Genomic DNA, 20,342 nt, shown 5'->3' with positions numbered 1-20,342 from the left:
AAATTCGAGGCGATTTTCAGAATGGACCTGGATCTGGACGCGCAGGACCGCAAGATCCTGGCGGAACTGACCGAGAACGCGCGAATCCCGATTGCCGAGCTGGCGCGGCGGGTCGGCCTGTCCAAGACCCCGGTCGCGCAGCGGATCAGGCATCTGGAGGAAATCGGCCTGATCACCGGCTATCGCGCCATCCTGTCGCCCCTGAAACTGGGCCTGACCCATGTGACCTATGTCGAGGTCAGCATGAACGACACCCGCGAACATGCGCTGCAACAGTTCAACGCCGCCGTCCGCGCCATCCCCGAGGTCGAGGAATGCTACATGATCGCCGGGGGATGCGACTACCTGATGAAGGTCCGCTCGCGCGACATGGCCGATTTCCGGCGCATCCTGGCCGAGAAGATCTCGACCCTGCCCCATGTCAGCAACACCTCGAGCCATGTCTCGATGGAGGCGGTGGTCGAGCAGAACTTCCGCCTCGGCTGACCGTCCTGTGCAGGGAAGAACGGCCAGCCGCCGGCAAGCCGTCGTCTTCCCGATCCTGCGTTCAGCCCGCCATGACCCGAGCGATCCAGGACGCGATCATCAGGTCCAGATGGGCGCCGCCGCCGTTCTTGAACAGGGTGATCTCGTCATTCGACAGCCGCCGACGGGCATCGGGCCGCACGAGGTCGTAAAGATCGCCCAGCACGCTCTCGGCCGTGATCGCGCCCGAGGCGATGGGCAACATCAGCTCGCCGATATGGCCGAGCGTCGTCTCCCGGCTGTCCACGAACAGCGCCGCCCTGGCCATCAGCGCATCGTCGGCCTCGCGCATGTCGGCCTTGAAGGCGCCGATCAGGTCGACATGGGTGCCGGGCCGCACCCAATCGCCCCGGATCACCGGCTGGCGCGCCATGGTGGCCGAGGAGATGATATCGGCCTGCCCCACCCCGTCTTGCAGATCCTCGACCGCCACCAGTTCGGCCTCGATACCAGACATGTTCGCGACCAATTCCCGCGCCTGTTCCGGCCGGCGCGACCAGACCGAGACCCGCTCGACCCCCGGCAGCACTGCCGTATAGGCCCTGACCAGGCTGGTCGCCACGGTGCCGGCGCCGACAACCAGCAGATGCCGGCTCTCCGGCCGCGCCAGCAGGCTGGCACCCAGCACGGAATCGGCGGCGGTCTTGATCTCGGTGACCAGCGGGCTGTCCACGATGGCCTGTAACCTGCCGTCATCCTTGTCGAAAACCAGCATCGCGCCCTGGACCGTGGGCAGTCCCCGCGCGGCATTGCCGTCGAAGACGGTGAAGGTCTTGGCCCCGTAGCCCAGCCCCTCGATATAGGCCGAGCGGCTCATCATCGTGCCGGTGGGCGGGCCAAGGAACACGTCCCTGATCTCGGCCCGGGGCAGCGCGTGGCCCTGGCGCAACGCCTCGACGGCATCGAACCAGTCAAGCCGGCCAATCGCGGCCTCGTAAGACAGGAATTGCAGCGCGGAGCCGTTGCTCATCATGAAAATGCGATCCTCCTTAGACATCCATCGGCCAGGTATCCGACAGACGATAGCCGCCCGGGAACGGGTCGGCCGGATCGACCATCAACTGTTTCGTCCCGATGATCCAGGCCCGGCCCGAGATGATCGGGCTGATGGCCGGTTTCCCGTTCAGCTCGACCGCATCCGCGATCGAGCAATGGAACTCGGTGTCGATGATCGAGCGGCCGACGAAACGATCCCCGACCCTCATCTGTCCGCGCGCATGCAGCACCGCCATCCGCGCCGAACAGCCCGTCCCGGTCGGAGAGCGGTCGATCTTGCCCGGACGGATCGCGACGGCATTCCTGCCGTAGAGCACCCCGTCCCTTTCGCTCAGGGGATCGGTGAACTGGCAAAACGAAATGTGGTTCCAACCGTTCGCCGGGTGCCGGAAGCCCAGCTGTTCGTTGGCGGCGCGCGTGATCCGCACCCCCATTTCGGCCAGGTCGCGCGCCTGATCGGGGGCGATGCGCATCCCGACCGACGCCGCATCGACCAGCACGAAACTGTCGCCGCCATAGGCGGTGTCCACGGTAAGCGTGCCCAGCCCCTCGACCTCGATCCGCGCATCCAGCCGGTCGGCGAAGGAGGGCAGGTTGCGGACCCGGATGCGTTCGGCCTTGCCGCCTCGGCACTCGGCCTCGACCTCGATCAGCCCGCCCGGCGGCTCCAGCACCATGCGGGTGATCGGCTCCTGCATGGGAATGATGCCGGTGTCGAGCAGCACCGTCGCCACGCAGATCGCGTTCGAGCCGGACATGGGCGGCGTATCGGCCGGTTCCATGATGATCCAGCCCATCTGGGCGCGCGGGGCCTTGGGCGGCACCAGCAGGTTGACATGGCGGAACACGCCGCCGCGCGGCTCGTTCAGCACGAAGTTGCGCAGCGTCTCATCGCGCGCAATCCAGCGCGACTGCTCCCAGACCGTCTCGCCCGGCGGCGGGGCCACCCCGCCGACGATGACATCGCCGACTTCGCCTTCGGCATGGCAGGACACGACATGCACGATTCTGGAGCTGCGCATTCTTCCTCGCTCAGGGGTGGAAGCATAATAATATTTCGTATACGATATTGACGCCTAACCTGCCCGGCCCATCCGCAGCTGTCAAGCGGCATCGGCAGTGTCCGCACGCCGACCGGCCCGCACCACCGTCGCCAACCGGGATACCGCTGTCCCTTGCACCAGGATATCGGCTACCATATCTTGCATGCAGTTCGGGCATGGGAGAGCGGGATGCCATTCAAGGAAGCAGAGGTGCCCAATCTCGGGAAAGCCCCCACCGCCTCGGACATCATCCTGAAATTCATTCGCGATTCGATCGCCGACGGATCGCTGGACGAGGGCGAGCCGATCCGCCAGGACGATGTCGCGCGGATGTTCAACGTCAGCAAGATCCCGGTCCGCGAGGCGCTGAAGCGGCTGGAGGCCGAGGGGCTGGTCGAGTTCCAGCGCAACAGGGGCGCCGTCGTCACCTCGGTCTCCGAGCCCGAGATCGCCCAGATCTTCGAGACCCGCGCCATCCTCGAATCGAATGCCATCAGGCTCTCGGTGCCGCATATGACACCCGAGACCTTCGCCGAGGCCGAGGCCTTCTGCGACGCTTTCGCCGGGGAAACGGACGTGGCGCAATGGTCAGCACTGAACTGGCAGTTCCACAGCCGCCTCTATCTCGATGCGCAGCGGCCCTTCCTGGTCAGCACCATCCGCTCGGTGAACGACCGGCTGGAGCGCTACCTGCGCATCCAACTCAGCCTCTCGCATGGCCAGGAAACGGCCGACCGCGAGCATCGCCAGATCCTTGCCGCCTGCCGCGCGGGCGACGCGAAAAAGGCGGCAGAACTGGTCCAGGCCCATATCATGGGCGCCTGCTCGTCCCTGCTGCACCACCTGCCGGCCAGCAAGGCCACGCGGTAAGGCTGAAATGACTTTTTGCCGCTAAGGGCATGACGTTCTGCCACAAACCTGACCCGCTGTGGAAGGTTGTCTGGAGCAATCGGCACGGCGTCTGTCGCACCCCGCTATTCCTGCCAACAAGGTCTGCCGCCTCACCCGGCCCGATCCGCAGCCTGATCCCGCAAGAGAACCGGGTTGATCCACCCTGACGCTCATCCCTCGCTGTCGACGTTGGCATAGCCCTGGTTCTGGCCGCACCAGTATCGTTAGCCCAATGCAGCGATGAGGGGGGAAGGAACCCGCAAGCTGATGGGCCGCATCCCGTGCGCAAGACAGGGATCAGCCCTCAGCCGGCACCTGAAGGCTCCGAAATGGATTGCCGCGCATGACTGTGCGTGTCGGCCACGCCTTGGACATCGCCGATATAGCAAGAGCCCGAGCGGCATGCGCACCACCCCCTCTCCCGCAGCTTCGGGCAAACCGGGCCGGCCATCGCGAAAGAACGGGCAGCATGCAGCACCAAGCCAGAACCCCCGCATCAGCCACAGCCTAAGGCCGACATTGGCGGGCGAGCCTCATTCTTTCGTGCCCAAATATCCTCGGGGGGTCCGGGGGGCAGACAGCCCCCCGGTTACCGAGGCTCACTCCATGAAGAAGGCAAAGCGGATCACGAACAGCGCCGCCACCACCCAGGTCGCGGCATGCACCTCGCGCGCGCGGCCGGTCGCCAGCTTGATCGCAGCGTAGCTGACAAAGCCGAAGGCCAGGCCGTTGGCGATCGAATAAGTGAAGGGCATCATCAACGCCGTCAGCACCGCCGGCGCGCTTTCGGTCACGTCGCTCCACTGGATTTCCTCGAATTCGCGCACCATCAGGCAGGCGACGTAAAGCAGCGCCGGCGCCGTGGCATAGGCCGGGACCGAGCCCGCCAGCGGCGCGAAGAACACGGCCAGCAGGAACAGCCCCGCGACGACCAGCGCGGTCAGCCCGGTGCGCCCGCCCGCCTGAACGCCCGAGGCGCTTTCCACATAGGCCGTGGTCGAGCTGGTGCCCAGCATCGAGCCGGCCAGGATCGCCGTCGAATCCGCCATCAGCGCCCGGCCGAGATTCTTGTTGGTATGGGTCGGCCCCTCGGTCAGCAGCCCGGCGCGCTTGGCCACGCCGATCAGCGTGCCGGTGGCGTCGAAGACCTCGACCAGCACCATGACCAGGATGACGTGGAAGATGCCCACCGTCAGCGCCCCCGCCACGTCGAGTTGCAGGAAGGTCGGCGCGATCGAGGGCGGCATCGAGATCACCCCGCCGAAGGGGCTGGCGCCGATGGCGATGGACACCACCGTAATCACCAGGATGCCGATCAGGATCGAGCCGCGCACTTTCAGCGCGTCCAGCGCCGCGATGATGAAGAAGCCGACAATGGCCAGCAGCGTGCCGGTCTGGGTCAGGTCGCCCAGCCCCACCAGCGTCGCCGGATTGTCCACCACGATGCCCGAATTCTTCAGCGCGATCAGCCCCAGGAACATGCCGATGCCGGCGGCGATGGCGCTGCGCATGGAGGTGGGGATGCCGGCGATCAGCCAGCGCCGGATGCCGGTCACCGACAGGAACAGGAATATCAGGCCGGAGATGAACACCGCCCCCAGCGCCTGCTGCCAGGTGAACCCCAGCGCGCCGACCACGGTGAAGGCGAAGAAGGCGTTCAGCCCCATGCCCGGTGCCATGCCGATGGGCCAGTTGGCCCACAGCGCCATGATCGCCGATCCCAGCGCTGCGGCCAGGCAGGTCGCGACGAAGACCGCGTTGCGATCCATGCCGGTCGAGGACAGGATCTCGGGGTTCACGAAGATGATATAGGCCATCGTCAGGAAGGTGGTGATCCCCGCGATCACCTCTGTCCTTACGCTGGTGCCATGGGCCGTCAGGCCGAACTGCTTGTCTAGCACGGTTCCTTCCCCTGGACTGATGCTGGCGCCGCTGGCCGTCAGGCCGGATTGCTTGTCTGGCATGGTTCCTCCCACTTGGCGGCTTGCCCGCCGTGCTGGCCAGATTATGCCCGGGCATCTTCAACGAGAATGCAAGGTCTAGCGACAGAGTTTCAATGAGATATTTATAAACAGCGATTTTCAAGAAAAACTTGGTTCTGTTTATAGTAATTCGCGGGTTGCCTGAAAGGCTGGCAGGGTGATGAGTGCTAGTCAGCCAGAAATCAGGAAAGGAAGCAAGCGATGCGATACAGCCGCGACATGATCGGTTATGGCGAGCACACGCCCGATCCCAAATGGCCCGGCAATGCCCGGATCGCGGTGCAGATCGTCATCAATTACGAGGAAGGCGGCGAAAACAGCATCGAGCACGGCGACGCCGCCTCGGAAGCCTTCCTGTCCGAGATCATCGGCTGCCAGCCCTGGCCCGGCAAGCGCCACTGGAACATGGAATCGATCTATGACTACGGCGCGCGGGCGGGTTTCTGGCGTCTCCACCGCCTGCTCAAGGACGTGCCGGTGACCATCTACGGCGTTGCCACCGCGCTCGAGCGTGCACCCGAGCAGGTGGCGGCCATGCAGGCCGCTGGCTGGGAGATCGCCACCCACGGCCTGAAATGGATCGACTACAGGGACATCCCGCGCGAGGTCGAGGCCGAGCATATCGCCAGGGCCATCGAGCTGCACACCCGCGTCACCGGCGAACGGCCGCGCGGCTTCTACCAGGGCCGCACCTCGATGAACACGGTCGAGCTGGGCTGCGAGGAAGGCGGCTTCGAATACCTGGCCGACACCATCGCCGACGACCTGCCCTATTGGCACGTCCACAACGGCAAGCCGCAGCTCATGGTGCCCTATACGATGGACGCCAACGACATGCGCTTCTCCTCGGGCCAGGGCTTCGGCACCGGGGTCGAGTTCTTCGACTACCTGCGCGACAGCTTCGACGTGCTCTATGCCGAAGGGCAGGCCGGCGCGCCCAAGATGATGTCCATCGGGCTGCATTGCCGCCTGGCCGGCCGTCCGGGCCGCGCCATCGCGGTGCAGAAATTCATCGAACACGCCCGCAAACATGAGGGCGTCTGGTTCGCCACCCGGCTCGACATCGCCCGGCACTGGGCCAGGACGCATCCCTACCAGCCGAAGCAGCGCCCGTCCGAGATGGCGCGCGAGGAATTCGTGCAGAAATTCGGCGGCATCTACGAGCATTCCCCCTTCATCGCCGAACGGGTCTGGGACGGCGAGATGGGCGCCATCCACGACACGCCCGCCGGCCTGGCCGCGCGCATGGCGCAGGTCTTCCGCGGCGCCTCCGATGAGGAGCGGCTGGGCGTGCTGGTCGCGCACCCGGACCTGGCCGGCAAGCTGGCGCAGGCCAAGCGGCTGACGGCGGAAAGCACTTCGGAACAGGCCTCGGCCGGGCTCGACGCGCTGACCGATACCGAGCGCGAGTCCTTCCAGGCGCTGAACACTGATTATGTCGCCAAGCACGGCTTCCCCTTCATCATCGCGGTCCGCGACCACGACAAGCCCGGCATCATGGCGGCGATGAAGGCGCGCATCGGCAATGACACCGCGACCGAGCGTGCCGAGGCCGAGCGCCAGGTCATGCGCATCGCCGAGTTGCGGCTGCATGACGCGCTGAAATAGGATTCCCCGATGAACCATATCCCGAAAGGCGCGACCATGGCCGCACCGACATATGCCGGACCCTTCGCCGGTCTGCCGCCCCAGACCGACCTGACCACCGACACCGCCATCTTCACCGAGGCCTATGCCGTCATCCCCGCCAGCACGATGCGCGACATCGTGACCAGCTTCCTGCCGGGCTGGACCGGCATGCGGCTGTGGATGATCGCCCGGCCGCTCTCGGGCTTCGCCGAGACCTTCAGCCAGTATATCGTCGAGCTGCAACCGCAGGGCGGCTCGGACCGGCCGGAAGAGGACGCGGGCGTGCAATCGGCGATCTTCGTCACCGACGGTGCCGTCACCCTGACCATCGCGGGCCAGGTGCATGAGCTGACCCCGGGCGGCTTCGCCTATATCCCTGCCGGCACCGAATGGACGGTGCGCGCGGGCGACCAGCTTTCGCGCTTCCATTGGTGGCGCAAGCGCTGGCAGGCGGTCGAGGGGCTCGACAAGCCCGACGTGATCATCGCCAACGAACGCGACATCGCGCCGATCCCGATGCCCGACACCAATGACAGCTGGGCCACCACCCGCTTCATGGACCCGGCCGATATGCGCCATGACATGCATATCACCATCGTGACCTTCAAGCCGGGCGGCTCGATCCCCTTCGCCGAGACGCATGTGATGGAGCACGGGCTGTTCGTGATCGAGGGCAAGGCGGTCTATCGGCTGAACCGCGACTGGGTCGAGGTCGGCCCCGGCGATTTCATGTGGCTGCGCGCCTTCTGCCCGCAATGCTGCTATGCCGGCGGGCCGGGGAATTTCCGCTATCTGCTCTACAAGGACGTGAACCGGCACGCGCCGATCTGGAAGTAAGGGGGCTCTGCCCCCCGCCGCTGCGCGGCTCCCCCCGGGGTATTTGGAAAACGGAGAAGGCCGGTCAGCGGGCGCGGCGGAAGGTCAGGTTGATGCGGGCGGCGCCGGTCAGCGGATGCTCGCCCGGCTTCAGCGTCAGGATGCCGTGCCAGGCCAGCCGCGCCGGACCGCCCCAGACCACCACGTCTCCGTGGGTCAGCAAGTGTTTCGTCACCGGGTCGCGGCGGTCCGGGCCGCCGAACTGGAAGGTGGCCGGCAGGCCCAGCGAGACCGAGACGATGGGCGCGGCCATGTCGGCCTCGTCCCGGTCCTGGTGCAGGCCCATCTTCGCCCCCGGCTGATAGCGGTTGACCAGGCAGGCATCCGGTTGGAAGCCGGGGAAGCCCGCCCGCGCGGCGGCCTCGGTCGCCAGCTCCTGGAAGCGCGGCGGCATGTCGGGCCAGGGCTGGCCGGTCAGAGGGTCGCGCGGCTCGTAGCGATAGCCGCGCCGGTCGCTGACCCAGCCGAGCGCGCCGCAATTCGTCATCTCGACGCCGATCCGGCGCCCGCCCGGCGTCTGCATGTGGCGGAAAGGCGAGATGCCGGCGATGCGCGCAACCTCATCGAGGATGGCGGGGTCGAGCGCGAAGCCGCGCAGGATCATCGCGCCGGGGCCGATGGGCTCGTCGCGGCGGGTTCCGAACAGGTCTGGCTCCATGCTGCCCTCCCACGGGATTGTCATGCCGCGGCCCTTGACCCGCGCCCTTGGCGATGGCTTTCAAGAAGGGCCACAGGAAAGGACTCATGCCATGCCCCGTCCCCTTGCCGCAATTGCCCTGGCGCTGCTGTGCGCCCTGCCCTTGGCGCCGGTTCGGGCGCAGGATCACGGCGGGCCCGAGGTCGCGGCAATCAAGGAAGCGGTGTTCAACGGCCCCGGCCTGCCGGTGATGGGCAATGAGGGGGGCGATACGGTGCTGGTCGAGTTCTCGGATTACAATTGCGGCTTTTGCCGCAAGAGCGCGCCGGAGGTGGCGGCGCTGCTGCAAGCGGATCCGGACGTGCGGCTGGTGGTGCATGAGATCCCGATCTTCGGCGAGGGCTCGCGCTTTGCCGCCGAGGCGGCGCTGGCCGCGCAGGCGCAGGGCAAGTATCCCGAGTTTCACCGGGCCCTGATGGCGATGCGCGGCAAGGCCGAGAAGGCCTCGGTGCTGCGCGTCGCGCGCGAGGTCGGGCTGGATGTAGAACGGTTGCAGCGCGACATGCAGGCGCCCGAGATCACCCGGCGGATCGAACGCTCGCTGGCGCTGGCCGACGAGATCGGGCTGGTCGGCACGCCCAGCTTTATCGCTGGCGACCGGGCGGTGTTCGGCTATCTGCGCAAGGAGGACCTGGCCGAACTGGTGGCCGAGGCGCGCGGCGCGCGATAGCGCGCGCCAGAGCCAGGACCCGCGAGGCCGGTCAGGTGCGGATATCGACGCCCAGATGCTTGGCGACGGTGAAGATGTCCTTGTCGCCCCGGCCCGACAGGTTCACCACCATGATGTGATCCTTGGGCAATTCGGGCGCGATCTTGACGACATGGGCCAGCGCATGGCTGGGCTCCAGCGCCGGGATGATGCCTTCCAGCCGGCAGAGGGTCTGGAAGGCCGCCAGCGCCTCGTCATCGGTCACGCTGACATATTCGGCGCGGCCCTGCTCCTTGAGCCAGGCATGTTCAGGGCCGATGCCGGGATAGTCGAGACCGGCGCTGATCGAATGGCCTTCGAGGATCTGGCCCTCGTCGTCCTGGAGCAGATAGGTGCGGTTGCCGTGCAGCACGCCGGGCCGGCCGCCGGTCAGGCTGGCGCAATGCTGCATGCGCTCATCGACGCCCTTGCCGCCGGCCTCGACGCCGATGATGCGCACCGAGGGCTCGTCCAGGAAGGGGTGAAACAGCCCCATGGCGTTCGAGCCGCCGCCGATCGCGGCGACCACGCTGTCGGGCAGGCGCCCCTCGCCCTCCTGCTCGGCCAGTTGCCGGCGGGTCTCGCGGCCGATGATGCATTGGAAATCGCGCACCATGGCCGGATAGGGATGCGGGCCGGCGACGGTGCCGATGCAATAGAAGGTGTCGCGCACATTGGTCACCCAATCGCGCAGCGCATCGTTCATCGCGTCCTTGAGCGTGCCGCGTCCCGAGGTGACCGGCACCACCTCGGCGCCCAGCAGGCGCATGCGGAACACGTTCGGCGCCTGGCGCTCGACGTCATGCGCACCCATGTAGACGATGCATTTCAGCCCGAAGCGGGCGCAGACCGTCGCGGTCGCCACGCCATGCTGGCCGGCGCCGGTCTCGGCGATGATCCGGGTCTTGCCCATGCGGCGCGCCAAGAGGATCTGGCCCAGGACGTTGTTGATCTTGTGGCTGCCGGTATGGTTCAGCTCTTCGCGTTTCAGGTAGATCTTGGCGCCGCCCAGTTCCTCGGTCAGGCGCGGGGCGAAATAGAGCGGGCTGGGGCGGCCGACATAATGCTTCCACAGATCGTCCATCTCGGCCCAGAAGTTCGGATCGTCCTTGGCGCGCTCGTATTCCGCCTCGAGGTCGAGGATCAGCGGCATCAGAGTCTCGCTGACGAAGCGGCCGCCGAAGATGCCGAAGCGGCCCTGCTCGTCCGGGCCGGTCATGAAGCTGTTGATGAGGTCTTCGGCCATGGCTCTCCTCGCGCGCGGTCGGAATGGGTATTTGGGCAACAGAGAAGCCCCGTCAGAGGGTTTTCTTATATCCGATATGGGAAGGGGTAAAGCCGAGCCTGTCGTAGAAGCGATGCGCGTCGGCGCGGCTGCGGTTGGTGGTGAACTGCAAGAGCGTGCAGCCGGCGGCGCGGGCGCGGGCTTCGGCGTCGCCGATCAGGGCCGCGCCGATGCCCTGGCCGCGCAGGTCGGGGCGAACGCGCAGGCCCTCGATCTGGGCGCGGTGGGCAGCAGAGAGCGACAGGCCGGAGATGAAGGTGATCTGGTAGCAGGCGATCACCTGCCCGTTCATCAGGCCGACGACCAGATGGTTCGCGGCCTCGGCCTGCATGGCCTCCCAGGCCGCGAGATAGGGGGCGAGACCGTCGGCTTCGCGCGCGCGGCCCAGCATGTCGTCGCGCAAGAGCGCAAGCACGGCGGGAACCTCGTCGCGCAGGGCCTCGCGGAACGTGACGGCAGCAGTCACAGGACCGGCGCCGTAGCGCGGGCAATGAAGCGGCGGATGCGTTCGGGGTCCTTCATGCCGGGCGCGCTTTCGACGCCCGAGGAGACATCGACGCCCGGCGGGCGGGTCAGGCGGATCGCCTCATGCACGTTCTCGGGCGTCAGGCCACCGGCCAGAAGCCAGGGCTTGAGAATCTGCCGCCCGGCCAGCAGCCGCCAGTCGAATGCGAGGCCGTTGCCGCCCGGCAGCACCGCATCCTTGGGCGGCTTGGCATCGATCAGCAGCATGTCGGCCACGAGGCCGTAATCCCAGAGCGCATGCAGATCCTGCGGATCGGCCACGCCCACCGCCTTCATCACCGGCAGGCCGGTGCGCGTCTTGACCTCGGCCACGCGAGCGGGAGTCTCGGTGCCGTGCAACTGGATCAGGTCCAGCGGCACGCGGGAGAGGACCGCGTCCAGCGCCGCGTCATCAGGATCCACGAACAGCCCGACCTTGGCCACGCCCAACGGCACTTGCGCGGCAAGCTCCGCTGCCGCCTCGAGCGTTACATGGCGCGGGGATTTCGGAAAGAAGACGAAGCCGACATAGCGCGCGCCGGCTTCGACCGCCGCCGCGAGGCCGGCGGCCTCGGTCAGGCCGCAGATCTTGACGGAAATGGCCATCGGATCAGCGCGAAGCCGGCAGGGTCGTGCCAGAGCCGGTCGGCGCGGCCGGCTGGCGCGCCGATTCGTCCAAGATGGCCAACACATCGTCGCGCGGCGCGGCATGGGTGCGGCGCAGGTCGCCGACCTCGCGCTGCAACTGCGCCAAATCCTGCGCCCGGCGGCTGGATTCGGCGCGCAGATGCGCCTCGCGCAGCCATTCCCAGACCAGCCCGACCAGCACGCCGAAGACCATGGCCAGGAACAACGCCACGAAGGCCGGCATGGTCAGCGACCAGCGGCCGCCGGTGAATTGCGCCAGCGCCTCGGGCATCAGGCTGACGGTGACAAGCTCGCGATTCGCCGCCGCCAGCAGCATCAGCACGATGGCCAGAATGACGAAGAAGAAGATCCGGATCGCGCGCATGCCTTACCCCGCAGAGATTGTCGCCGGCAATCTGGCCTATTCGGCGTCGCCGTTCAACCGTTCACGCAGGAGCTTGCCGGTCTTGAAGAAGGGCACGTGCTTTTCGTCCACGCTGACGGTTTCGCCGGTGCGCGGGTTGCGGCCCTGGCGCGCGTCCCGCTTCTTGACCGAGAAGGCGCCGAAGCCGCGCAATTCCACCCGGTCGCCCCGGGCCATCGCCTCGATGATCTCCTCGAAGACGGTATTCACGATCCGCTCGACATCGCGCTGGAACAGATGCGGGTTTTCTTCGGAGATCTTCTGGATCAGTTCGGATCGGATCATTGCGGTTCCTGAATCTGGTGTTCCAACAATTCCTGCCGCCCGATCATAGGTCAGACATCGCGGCATTCAACGACAGAACGCATGGTCGGCGGATTGGTTGCCGTGCTTTTCAAGACTTTATGGTTCAATCGGCGGCGATCCGCAACGAAAAGCGCCCCCGGACAAGCCGGGGGCGCAAAGTTCAGCCGATCACGGCTCAGCCGCGACCTTTGAGCGCAGCGCCCAGGATGTCGCCCAGCGAGGCGCCCGAATCCGAGCTGCCATACTGTTCGACGGCTTCCTTCTCTTCGGCGATTTCGCGCGCCTTGATCGACAGGCCCAGACGGCGGGTCTTGGTGTCGATATTGGTGACGCGGACATCGACGTGGTCGCCGACCTGGAAGCGCTCGGGACGCTGGTCCTGGCGGTCGCGGGCCAGGTCCGAACGGCGGATGAAGGACTTCATGCCGTTATATTCGACCTCGATGCCGCCATCCTCGATCGCCGTCACGGTGACGGTGATGACCGAGCCGCGCTTGACGCCCTCGACGGCCTCGGCCATCGCGTCGTTTTCCAGCGCCTTGATCGAGAGCGAGATGCGCTCCTTCTCGATGTCGACTTCCTGGACCACGGCTTTCACCACGTCGCCCTTGCGGAAGTCCTGGATGGCTTCCTCGCCGCGGGTATCCCACGAGATGTCCGACAGGTGGACCATGCCGTCGATATCGCCTTCCAGGCCCACGAACAGACCGAATTCGGTGATGTTCTTGACTTCGCCCTCGATGACGGTGCCGACCGGATGGGTCTCGGCAAAGACCTCCCACGGGTTGCGCATGGTCTGCTTGAGACCCAGCGACACGCGGCGCTTGGCTTCGTCGATCTCCAGCACCATGACGTCGACTTCCTGCGAGGTCGAGACGATCTTGCCGGGATGGACGTTCTTCTTGGTCCAGCTCATTTCCGAGACGTGGACCAGGCCCTCGACACCGGCTTCCAGCTCCACGAAAGCGCCGTAATCGGTGATGTTGGTCACGCGGCCGGTATGGACCGAGCCGATCGGGAACTTGTCGGCCACGGTATCCCACGGGTCGGCCTGAAGCTGCTTCATGCCCAGGCTGATGCGGTGGGTGTCCTTGTTGATCTTGACGACCTGGACCTTGACGGTCTCGCCGATCGACAGGATCTCGGACGGGTGGTTGACGCGGCGCCAGGCCATGTCGGTGACGTGCAGCAGGCCGTCAACACCGCCCAGATCGACGAAGGCGCCGTATTCGGTGATGTTCTTGACCACGCCCTCGACGGTCTGGCCTTCCGACAGGTTGGCGATGACCTCGGCGCGCTGCTCGGCGCGGCTTTCTTCCAGGATGGCGCGGCGCGACACGACGATATTGCCGCGGCGGCGATCCATTTTCAGGATCTGGAAGGGCTGCTTCAGCCCCATCAGCGGGCCGGCGTCGCGCACGGGGCGCACATCGACCTGGCTGCCGGGCAGGAAGGCCACGGCACCGCCCAGATCGACGGTGAAGCCGCCCTTGACGCGACCGAAGATGGCGCCTTCGACGCGCTCTTCCGCGGCATAGGCTTTCTCCAGGCGGTCCCAGGCCTCTTCGCGGCGGGCTTTCTCGCGCGAGATCGAGGCTTCGCCACGGGCGTTCTCGACGCGGTCGAGATAGACCTCGACCTCATCGCCGATGGCGATGGCGGGAGCTTCGCCGGGATTGGCAAATTCTTTCAGATCGACACGGCCTTCCATCTTGTAGCCGACGTCGATGATGGCCTGGCCCGCCTCGATGGCGATGACCTTGCCCTTGACGACCGAACCCTCTTCGGGCGTGTCGATGGCGAGGCTTTCATTCAGGAGGGCCTCGAATTCCTCCATGGTCGCTTTAGCGCACATATATATCCAGTTTCCTTTTCGATCATTGCTGGCCATGCGGTTGGCTCCGCCGGTCTTTTTGTAGATGCCGGGATAAGCGCAAAGGGTCGCGGCATGCGCCCGACCCTGTTGAAGCGGCCCGTTCTGGCCCCATCGTTTACCCTGACGGGCGCGATATAGCCTTCATCGGCCGTTCTGGCAAGCGCCGAGGCTGGGGAAATGCGCCCGAATCTCCTGCTCCAGCACCGCCACCAGATCGGCGGCCGGCATGGGACGGGCGCGCGGCGCCTCGGTTCCGGCCCATTGCGCCGCGTAATCCGAGCCCCCGGCCACCGCATGCAGCCGCTTGGCCGCGTCATAGGTGATCGGGTAATCCGGCAGGGGCGGCGCAGCCTCCGCCTCGCCGAGCGCGGTCAGCCGATTGGCAAGCCCGCGCGCCGGCCGGCCGGAAATGGCGCGGGTCATCACCATATCGCCCGGCTTTGCCGCGGCGAGCCGGCTGCGGTAGGCCTCATTGGCCGCCGACTCCGGGCAGGCGACGAAGGCGGTGCCCATCTGCACCGCGGCCGCCCCGGCCTTGAGGAACCGTGCCGCATCCGCGCCGTCCATGATGCCGCCGGCCGCGATGACCGGCAGGCCGAGATCAAGCAGCTCGCGCAGCAGCGCCTCGGTCGGAAGCCGATCGTCGGGGCCGTCGGGATCGAAGATGCCGCGATGCCCGCCTGCCTCGTAGCCCTGGGCGATGATCAGGTCGAGCCCGGCGTCGCGGATCGCCAGCGCCTCGGCCCGCGAGGTCGCGGTCGCCGCCAACACGGCACCGCTGTCGCGCAGCGCGGCGATGCGCCCGGCCGGGGGCAGGCCGAAATGGAAGCTGACCAGCGCCGGCCGCGCCGCCAGCACGGCGCCCAGCATGTCGTCATCGACGAGAAAGCTGCGATAGATCTCCTCGATCCGGACCGGAGGCTCGGCACCGAAGCGGCGGAATTCGGGGGCGAGATAGTCGAGCCACGCCTTTTCCCGCGCAGGATCGGCCTGGGCGGGGCGGTGACAGAACAGGTTGACGCCAAAGCGATCCGAACCGAGCCGCTCGCGCGTCTCGGCCATCATGGCGGCCGCCTGGGCGGCGCCCGAGGCGGCCAGGCCCAGCGAGCCCAGCCCCCCTGCCCGGCTGACCTCGGCCGCAAGGGACGGCGTGGCGGTGCCGGCCATCGGCGCCTGGATCACCGGCACGCGCAGGTCGGAAAGCTGGAAACGCAGACTCATGCGCCGGCCTCCTTGGCGCAGGCGATGGCGCGGGCCACGGCCTCGTCGATGCTCATCCCGGTGGTGTCGAGCAGCAGCGCATCCTCGGCCGGGCGCATCGGCGCAACGTCGCGGGCTGCGTCGCGGGCATCGCGCTCGCGCAGTTCGGCCAGGATCCGGGCCTCGTCGGCGCCGAGCTCCAGCGCCCGGCGGCGGGCGCGCGTCTCGTCGCTGGCGGTGACATAGAGCTTCAACTCGGCCTCGGGGCAAATCACCGTGCCGATGTCCCGCCCGTCCAGCACCGCGCCCGGCTCCCGCCGCGCGAAGCAACGCTGGAACTCGACCAGCGCGGCCCGCACCTCGGGGATGGCGGCCACGCGGCTGGCGGCCTGCCCGGCCTCGGCGCTGCGCAGGTCGTCGCGGGCCAGATCCTCGGGGGCAAGGCTTCGGGCCGCGGCGACGGGATCGCCGCCCCTGGCGCCGACCGCGCGGTAAAGCAGCCCGGTGTCGAGATGGGCAAAGCCGAAATGCCGGGCGAGCGCCCGGGCAATGGTACCCTTGCCCGAGGCGGCGGGTCCGTCGATGGCGATGGTGAAGGGCATGGGTCCTCGGATTCTGGTGCGAGCGGCCCGAACCATGCCTGAAGCCGAATCCCGCCAGCCAGACCACAGCTTCGCCAGGACCGCACCAAAGACACCTGCCGGACGGCCGCCCGTCCGCAACTGGATCATGGTGCCGGTTGCAGGAATCGAACCCGCGACCTTCTGATTACAAATCAGCTGCTCTACCAGCTGAGCTAAACCGGCATCCTGCCTGTTCCGTAGCGCCTGATGGGCGCGGGCGCAAGCTTGGCGTCGTCCATCAGGCGGTGACGATGCGCACCGTCTCGACCAGCCGGGCGGGATCGAGCGGATGCGGCAGCCAGCCCGCCGCCCCGGCATTGCGGGCGCGGGTCTTCAACTCGGGCGTGGCCGAGACCGCCATGACCAGAATCGGAATCGCCCGCAGCCGGTCGCGCCCCCGCACCGCCTCGATGAAGCCGAAACCGTCGAGCTGCGGCATGTTGATGCCGGTGAGGATGACATCGACCGGCGCCGTTTCGAGCGCGGCCAGCCCCTGAGTGCCGTCGCTGGCTTGCCGCACCGCCATGCCCGCCGCCTCCAGCACCGCGGCGGCATGCTCGCGCAGCTCGCGATTGCTGTGCTGGACCAGAATCGTCAGCGCCATCTCCACCCCCCGCCCTGGCGCCATCGCCGTTTCATCCTGCCGCGTGCCACCATGCCGCCCTCCGATTCCAAACCGTTTCGTGCAAAAATCGCGCAGAAAGATTAAACTTCGGTTGACGCGCGCCGGGACGCCGGGGCAATCCCTCATCCTTGCGGTTTTCTTGCGCAAGCGGGCGCATTTCCCGCGGGCAGGGCTTGCATTCGCGACGCAAAGGGACTATCTCGCGCGCACTTCACAGGCGGGGTCGGGCCCCGGAGGGAGACATCCTTCGACGGTCCACCGGTTGGGGTCAGCCCCTGAAAGCCCCGCCAAGGCGCAAACCGGAAAGGATATGGACATGGCGCTTCCCGAATTCTCCATGCGTCAGCTGCTTGAAGCTGGCGTTCACTACGGCCACCAGACCCAGCGCTGGAACCCTCGCATGGCCGAGTTCATCTATGGTGAACGCAACGGCATCCACATTCTCGACCTGACCCAGACCGTGCCGATGCTGGACGCGGCGTTGCAGGTCGTGCGCGACACCGTCGCCAAGGGCGGCCGGGTTCTGTTCGTCGGCACCAAGCGCCAGGCGCAGAAGGCCGTCGCCGAAGCCGCCGAGAAATCGGCGCAGTATTACATGAACCACCGCTGGCTGGGCGGCACGCTGACCAACTGGAAGACCGTCTCGCAGTCGATCCAGCGGCTGAAGGCGCTGGACGAGACCCTGTCCTCGGGCGCCGAGGGCCTGACCAAGAAGGAACGGCTGCAAATGGAGCGCGAGCAGGCCAAGCTGCAAGCCTCGCTGGGCGGCATCCGCGAGATGGGTGGCCTGCCGGACCTGCTGTTCGTCATCGACGTGAACAAGGAAGACCTGGCCATCGCCGAGGCGAAGAAGCTGGGCATCCCGGTCGTCGCCGTGGTCGATACCAACTGCTCGCCCAAGGGCGTGGACTATGTCATTCCGGGCAATGACGACGCTGCCCGCGCCATCGCGCTTTACTGCGACCTCGTCAGCCGCGCCGCGCTGGACGGCATGACCGCCCAGATGGGCGCCGCCGGCGTGGACCTTGGCGCGCTGGAAGCCAGCGTCGAGGAAGCCCTGGCGGGCGAGACCGCCGAGGAAGCCGCCGAAGCCTGATCGACCCTGGCCCGGACCGGGCCGCGACAGGTTTACGGAACATTCATCAGGCGGGGATAAACCCCGCCTGACGCATTGAAAAGCAAGGAGACTCCCGATGGCTATCACCGCTGCGATGGTGAAAGACCTGCGTGAAACGACCGGCGCGGGCATGATGGACGCCAAGAAGGCGCTGACCGAAACCAATGGCGACATGGAAGCCGCCATCGACTGGCTGCGCACCAAGGGTCTGGCCAAGGCCGCGAAAAAGGCCGACCGCGTCGCCGCCGAGGGCCTTGTCGGGGTGCAGGTCACGGCAGGCCGCGGCGTCGCGGTGGAGATCAACTCGGAAACCGATTTCGTCGCCAAGAACGCCGACTTCCAGCAGCTGGTGCGCGAAATCACCGCCGTGGCGCTGGAAACCGCCACGGATGTCGAAGTGCTGAAGGCCACGCATCTGAACGGCAAGCCGGTCTCGGACGTCATCACCGACGCCATCGCCCGCATCGGCGAGAACATGACCCTGCGCCGGATGCATGCGCTGGAAGGCGACACCGTCGTCTCCTACGTCCATAACGCCGCGGCCGAGGGCCTGGGCAAGATCGGCGTGCTGGTGGCGCTGAAGGGCGACGTCGAGAAGGCGCAGGCCATCGGCAAGCAATTCGCCATGCATATCGCCGCGACCAACCCGGTCTCGCTGTCGGAAGCGACGCTCGACCCGGCGCTGCTGGCGCGTGAACTGGAAGTGCAGACCGCCAAGGCGCTCGAGGAGAACGCCGCCTCGGCCAAGCCGAAGCCCGAGGCCGTGATCCAGAACAACATCATCCCCGGCCGGATGAAGAAATTCGTCGCCGAGAACACGCTGCTGGGCCAGCCCTTCGTGGTCAATCCCGACCTGACCGTCGAGCAGGCCGCGAAAGAGGCCGGCGTCGAGATTACCGGCTATGCCCGCGTGATGGTCGGCGAAGGCATCGAGAAGAAGGAAGAGGACTTCGCCGCCGAAGTCGCCAAGACCCGCGCCGGCGCCTGATCCCCGCCCGCCCGCGAATTGCAAGCGCCGGCCCTTTCGGACCGGCGTTCTTGCATATCGCACCGGTATTCGGTTGCTGCGGGCTCAATGTGCGCAACAGATCGGAAGGCCCGGCGCACCCGGTTGAGACCTGCCCTTCCTTTCGGGATGAAAGGTGCCGTCCTGCGAGACGTGACGCGGCTCCGCAGTGGAATTGAAGATCTGCTTGCGGCTGGCGGCCAGCAGGATCGCCTGGGCCGTGGTCTTTGCCCCCAGCGCCTTGCGCGCCAGCCGCAGATGCTTTTCCACCGTCGCCGGGGCAACCTCCAGGATCCCGGCGATCTCCTGCGTGGTGCGGCCCACCGAGATGCATTCCAGCACCTCGCGCTGGCGCAGCGTCAACAGGCTTTCGCGCTCGACATGAGGCAGGCTCGAGATGCGCAGGTGCATAAGCCCGCTCAGCGCCTCGACGACGCGGCCATGCTGCGCCCAAAGCGCGTCCAACCTGTCCTGCCGCATGCCGATCGGGCCGCCGACAATCACCCCCGCGCGAATCCGGTCCACATCCTCGCCCATGCTGATCGCATAGCCCGCGACATGGCCGTAGCGCGCAAAGATATCCATCGCCCGCTCCTCTCGCGGGCTCAGCCGTCCGGCCAGCCGGCGCCGCTGCATCCAGTCCCAGCTTTCACTGCCCCGGTTGTGGGCAAGCCACTGATGCATCGGCGCACTTTCGAGCAGGTCCAGCGCGGCAAGCTCCTGCATCAGGCGCTGCGAATAGCTGGAGAGCAGAACCCCGTCGTCGCGCATCCTGTCGCAGGGCGCCTGGAGAATCTGCACCGCATGATAGGAGACATGGGGAAAGCCGAGACCGGTCAATCGCGCGACATAATGTTGCCAGACGGCCTGCGTCGAACGGGCCGCCAGGATGACCTCAATGTCTTTCAGCATTTCCATGTTGACCGAACTCTTTCCCAAATTTCTTTAGAATAAATTGCACCGCAACCGATACCCTTGAAAGAATATTGCCAAGAACCGCAAAGGATCAATCCATCAGGTACTCTCCCTAAGTTGATATTAGGTTAAAGCAGCTGAGGGAATATATGAAACCAATTGATAACAAAGGTGATATTCATAAAATCTTCCCAAAGTTCTTCTTCTCCGTAACCGACCGATTGTTACCGCGGCGATTGGGTTTTGATGCGGGCGACGAGTTCCGCGTCATCGACAAAGTCGTCGAGGAACGCGTGCCAGGTTTCGGTGGTGATGCGCGCGTCCCTGAGCATGTCTTTCAGTTCATCGATACCGTCATCGGTCAGGGCGGTGACGGTGTCATCCGGGCCGGTATAGACGCTGATGATCGAGCCATAGGTCAGGTTGTCGTCGTTGTAGACGATGGCTTTGAGAAGCTCGGGGTCTTCGCCCAGCATCTTTGCGATGTAGTCGAGGGTGCAGACGTGG

22 protein-coding genes and 1 tRNA gene are annotated in these 20,342 nt (G+C 66.4%); 7 read left to right on the top strand and 16 right to left on the bottom strand.

Annotated features, from left to right (window positions below; genetic code table 11):
- Nucleotides 1-21: 21 nt before the first annotated feature.
- Complete coding sequence (locus tag AQY21_RS25585) at nt 22-486, top strand: Lrp/AsnC family transcriptional regulator (protein ID WP_058100404.1); 465 nt, start codon at nt 22-24, stop codon at nt 484-486.
- A 61-nt stretch (nt 487-547) separates the two neighbouring features.
- Here the strand turns inward: AQY21_RS25585 and AQY21_RS25580 are convergent, their stop codons facing one another.
- Nucleotides 548-1,498, bottom strand: coding sequence for an ornithine cyclodeaminase family protein (locus AQY21_RS25580; protein ID WP_058100403.1), 951 nt, complete (start codon nt 1,496-1,498; stop codon nt 548-550).
- A 16-nt stretch (nt 1,499-1,514) separates the two neighbouring features.
- A complete protein-coding gene (locus AQY21_RS25575) occupies nt 1,515-2,543 on the bottom strand; it encodes a proline racemase family protein (RefSeq protein ID WP_058100402.1) in 1,029 nt (342 codons plus the stop codon).
- 231 nt (nt 2,544-2,774) lie between these two features.
- On the opposite strand from AQY21_RS25575, the gene AQY21_RS25570 reads away from it, so the two are divergent.
- Nucleotides 2,775-3,434, top strand: coding sequence for a GntR family transcriptional regulator (locus AQY21_RS25570; protein ID WP_238986906.1), 660 nt, complete (start codon nt 2,775-2,777; stop codon nt 3,432-3,434).
- Between the two features lie 620 nt (nt 3,435-4,054).
- Here AQY21_RS25570 and AQY21_RS25565 read toward each other — a convergent pair.
- The gene (locus AQY21_RS25565; RefSeq protein ID WP_203416675.1) at nt 4,055-5,419 is read right to left on the bottom strand and encodes an NCS2 family permease; all 1,365 of its coding nucleotides are present in this window, start codon (nt 5,417-5,419) and stop codon (nt 4,055-4,057) included.
- 219 nt (nt 5,420-5,638) lie between these two features.
- On the opposite strand from AQY21_RS25565, the gene puuE reads away from it, so the two are divergent.
- Both puuE and AQY21_RS25555 read left to right on the top strand, forming a co-directional pair.
- Nucleotides 5,639-7,045, top strand: a complete 1,407-nt coding sequence (puuE, locus tag AQY21_RS25560) for an allantoinase PuuE (RefSeq protein WP_058100400.1) — start codon at nt 5,639-5,641, stop codon at nt 7,043-7,045.
- A 36-nt stretch (nt 7,046-7,081) separates the two neighbouring features.
- Nucleotides 7,082-7,903, top strand: a complete 822-nt coding sequence (locus AQY21_RS25555) for a bifunctional allantoicase/(S)-ureidoglycine aminohydrolase (RefSeq protein ID WP_058100510.1) — start codon at nt 7,082-7,084, stop codon at nt 7,901-7,903.
- Between the two features lie 64 nt (nt 7,904-7,967).
- On the opposite strand, the gene alkB is transcribed toward AQY21_RS25555, so the two are convergent.
- Nucleotides 7,968-8,624 carry a DNA oxidative demethylase AlkB gene (alkB, locus tag AQY21_RS25550; RefSeq protein WP_152988342.1) on the bottom strand — a complete coding sequence of 219 codons (657 nt, stop codon included), beginning with the start codon at nt 8,622-8,624 and terminating at the stop codon, nt 7,968-7,970.
- Nucleotides 8,625-8,691: 67 nt separating this feature from the next.
- Here alkB and AQY21_RS25545 point away from each other — a divergent pair, with 67 nt between their 5' ends.
- A complete protein-coding gene (locus AQY21_RS25545) occupies nt 8,692-9,309 on the top strand; it encodes a DsbA family protein (RefSeq protein WP_058100398.1) in 618 nt (205 codons plus the stop codon).
- 31 nt (nt 9,310-9,340) lie between these two features.
- Here the strand turns inward: AQY21_RS25545 and trpB are convergent, their stop codons facing one another.
- From trpB to AQY21_RS25495, 10 genes are all read right to left on the bottom strand, one after another.
- Entirely contained in the window at nt 9,341-10,573 is a 1,233-nt protein-coding gene (gene trpB / locus AQY21_RS25540) for a tryptophan synthase subunit beta (RefSeq protein WP_058100397.1), read from the bottom strand.
- 52 nt (nt 10,574-10,625) lie between these two features.
- Nucleotides 10,626-11,078: a GNAT family N-acetyltransferase gene (locus AQY21_RS25535; protein ID WP_058100396.1), complete on the bottom strand. Its 453-nt coding sequence runs from the start codon at nt 11,076-11,078 to the stop codon at nt 10,626-10,628.
- Nucleotides 11,075-11,722 (bottom strand): phosphoribosylanthranilate isomerase, encoded by a 648-nt coding sequence (locus AQY21_RS25530; RefSeq protein ID WP_058100395.1) that lies wholly within the window; start codon nt 11,720-11,722, stop codon nt 11,075-11,077. Before AQY21_RS25530 ends, AQY21_RS25535 begins: the two co-directional genes overlap by 4 nt.
- Before the next feature lie 4 nt (nt 11,723-11,726).
- On the bottom strand, nt 11,727-12,128 hold the full coding sequence (locus AQY21_RS25525; protein WP_058100394.1) for a LapA family protein: 402 nt from the start codon (nt 12,126-12,128) through the stop codon (nt 11,727-11,729).
- A 36-nt stretch (nt 12,129-12,164) separates the two neighbouring features.
- Entirely contained in the window at nt 12,165-12,452 is a 288-nt protein-coding gene (ihfB, locus tag AQY21_RS25520; protein ID WP_058100393.1) for an integration host factor subunit beta, read from the bottom strand.
- Nucleotides 12,453-12,648: 196 nt separating this feature from the next.
- A complete protein-coding gene (gene rpsA / locus AQY21_RS25515; RefSeq protein ID WP_058100392.1) occupies nt 12,649-14,328 on the bottom strand; it encodes a 30S ribosomal protein S1 in 1,680 nt (559 codons plus the stop codon).
- 162 nt (nt 14,329-14,490) lie between these two features.
- Nucleotides 14,491-15,570: a nitronate monooxygenase family protein gene (locus tag AQY21_RS25510; protein ID WP_058100391.1), complete on the bottom strand. Its 1,080-nt coding sequence runs from the start codon at nt 15,568-15,570 to the stop codon at nt 14,491-14,493.
- A complete protein-coding gene (locus AQY21_RS25505) occupies nt 15,567-16,151 on the bottom strand; it encodes a d(CMP) kinase (RefSeq protein ID WP_058100390.1) in 585 nt (194 codons plus the stop codon). Before AQY21_RS25505 ends, AQY21_RS25510 begins: the two co-directional genes overlap by 4 nt.
- Before the next feature lie 128 nt (nt 16,152-16,279).
- Nucleotides 16,280-16,355 (bottom strand) — tRNA-Thr (locus AQY21_RS25500).
- Nucleotides 16,356-16,410: 55 nt separating this feature from the next.
- Complete coding sequence (locus AQY21_RS25495) at nt 16,411-16,776, bottom strand: response regulator (RefSeq protein WP_058100389.1); 366 nt, start codon at nt 16,774-16,776, stop codon at nt 16,411-16,413.
- Nucleotides 16,777-17,107: 331 nt separating this feature from the next.
- On the opposite strand from AQY21_RS25495, the gene rpsB reads away from it, so the two are divergent.
- Entirely contained in the window at nt 17,108-17,893 is a 786-nt protein-coding gene (gene rpsB / locus AQY21_RS25490) for a 30S ribosomal protein S2 (RefSeq protein WP_082658266.1), read from the top strand.
- A gap of 97 nt (nt 17,894-17,990) precedes the next feature.
- Nucleotides 17,991-18,902, top strand: coding sequence for a translation elongation factor Ts (tsf, locus tag AQY21_RS25485; protein ID WP_058100388.1), 912 nt, complete (start codon nt 17,991-17,993; stop codon nt 18,900-18,902).
- 84 nt (nt 18,903-18,986) lie between these two features.
- On the opposite strand, the gene AQY21_RS25480 is transcribed toward tsf, so the two are convergent.
- Nucleotides 18,987-19,838 (bottom strand): LuxR family transcriptional regulator, encoded by an 852-nt coding sequence (locus AQY21_RS25480; protein WP_082658265.1) that lies wholly within the window; start codon nt 19,836-19,838, stop codon nt 18,987-18,989.
- A gap of 221 nt (nt 19,839-20,059) precedes the next feature.
- A partial coding sequence (locus AQY21_RS25475) for a hypothetical protein (protein WP_238986905.1) occupies nt 20,060-20,342 on the bottom strand: 283 nt, incomplete at its 5' end.

Origin of the sequence: Paracoccus sp. MKU1 (assembly GCF_001447385.1) — a bacterium.
In the GTDB taxonomy this organism is placed as follows: domain Bacteria; phylum Pseudomonadota; class Alphaproteobacteria; order Rhodobacterales; family Rhodobacteraceae; genus Paracoccus.
This window is presented reverse-complemented; position numbering and strand designations above follow the sequence as displayed.

Bases quoted from the DNA above. Each gene is read 5' to 3' on its own strand.
- AQY21_RS25585 (WP_058100404.1), top strand. From the start codon at position 22: ATGGACCTGGATCTGGACGCGCAGGACCGCAAGATCCTGGCGGAACTG.
- AQY21_RS25580 (WP_058100403.1), bottom strand. From the start codon at position 1,498: ATGATGAGCAACGGCTCCGCGCTGCAATTCCTGTCTTACGAGGCCGCG.
- AQY21_RS25575 (WP_058100402.1), bottom strand. From the start codon at position 2,543: ATGCGCAGCTCCAGAATCGTGCATGTCGTGTCCTGCCATGCCGAAGGC.
- AQY21_RS25565 (WP_203416675.1), bottom strand. From the start codon at position 5,419: ATGCCAGACAAGCAATCCGGCCTGACGGCCAGCGGCGCCAGCATCAGT.
- puuE (WP_058100400.1), top strand. From the start codon at position 5,639: ATGCGATACAGCCGCGACATGATCGGTTATGGCGAGCACACGCCCGAT.
- AQY21_RS25555 (WP_058100510.1), top strand. From the start codon at position 7,082: ATGGCCGCACCGACATATGCCGGACCCTTCGCCGGTCTGCCGCCCCAG.
- alkB (WP_152988342.1), bottom strand. From the start codon at position 8,624: ATGACAATCCCGTGGGAGGGCAGCATGGAGCCAGACCTGTTCGGAACC.
- AQY21_RS25545 (WP_058100398.1), top strand. From the start codon at position 8,692: ATGCCCCGTCCCCTTGCCGCAATTGCCCTGGCGCTGCTGTGCGCCCTG.
- trpB (WP_058100397.1), bottom strand. From the start codon at position 10,573: ATGGCCGAAGACCTCATCAACAGCTTCATGACCGGCCCGGACGAGCAG.
- AQY21_RS25530 (WP_058100395.1), bottom strand. From the start codon at position 11,722: ATGGCCATTTCCGTCAAGATCTGCGGCCTGACCGAGGCCGCCGGCCTC.
- AQY21_RS25525 (WP_058100394.1), bottom strand. From the start codon at position 12,128: ATGCGCGCGATCCGGATCTTCTTCTTCGTCATTCTGGCCATCGTGCTG.
- ihfB (WP_058100393.1), bottom strand. From the start codon at position 12,452: ATGATCCGATCCGAACTGATCCAGAAGATCTCCGAAGAAAACCCGCAT.
- rpsA (WP_058100392.1), bottom strand. From the start codon at position 14,328: ATGTGCGCTAAAGCGACCATGGAGGAATTCGAGGCCCTCCTGAATGAA.
- AQY21_RS25510 (WP_058100391.1), bottom strand. From the start codon at position 15,570: ATGAGTCTGCGTTTCCAGCTTTCCGACCTGCGCGTGCCGGTGATCCAG.
- AQY21_RS25505 (WP_058100390.1), bottom strand. From the start codon at position 16,151: ATGCCCTTCACCATCGCCATCGACGGACCCGCCGCCTCGGGCAAGGGT.
- AQY21_RS25495 (WP_058100389.1), bottom strand. From the start codon at position 16,776: ATGGCGCTGACGATTCTGGTCCAGCACAGCAATCGCGAGCTGCGCGAG.
- rpsB (WP_082658266.1), top strand. From the start codon at position 17,108: ATGGACATGGCGCTTCCCGAATTCTCCATGCGTCAGCTGCTTGAAGCT.
- tsf (WP_058100388.1), top strand. From the start codon at position 17,991: ATGGCTATCACCGCTGCGATGGTGAAAGACCTGCGTGAAACGACCGGC.
- AQY21_RS25480 (WP_082658265.1), bottom strand. From the start codon at position 19,838: ATGGAAATGCTGAAAGACATTGAGGTCATCCTGGCGGCCCGTTCGACG.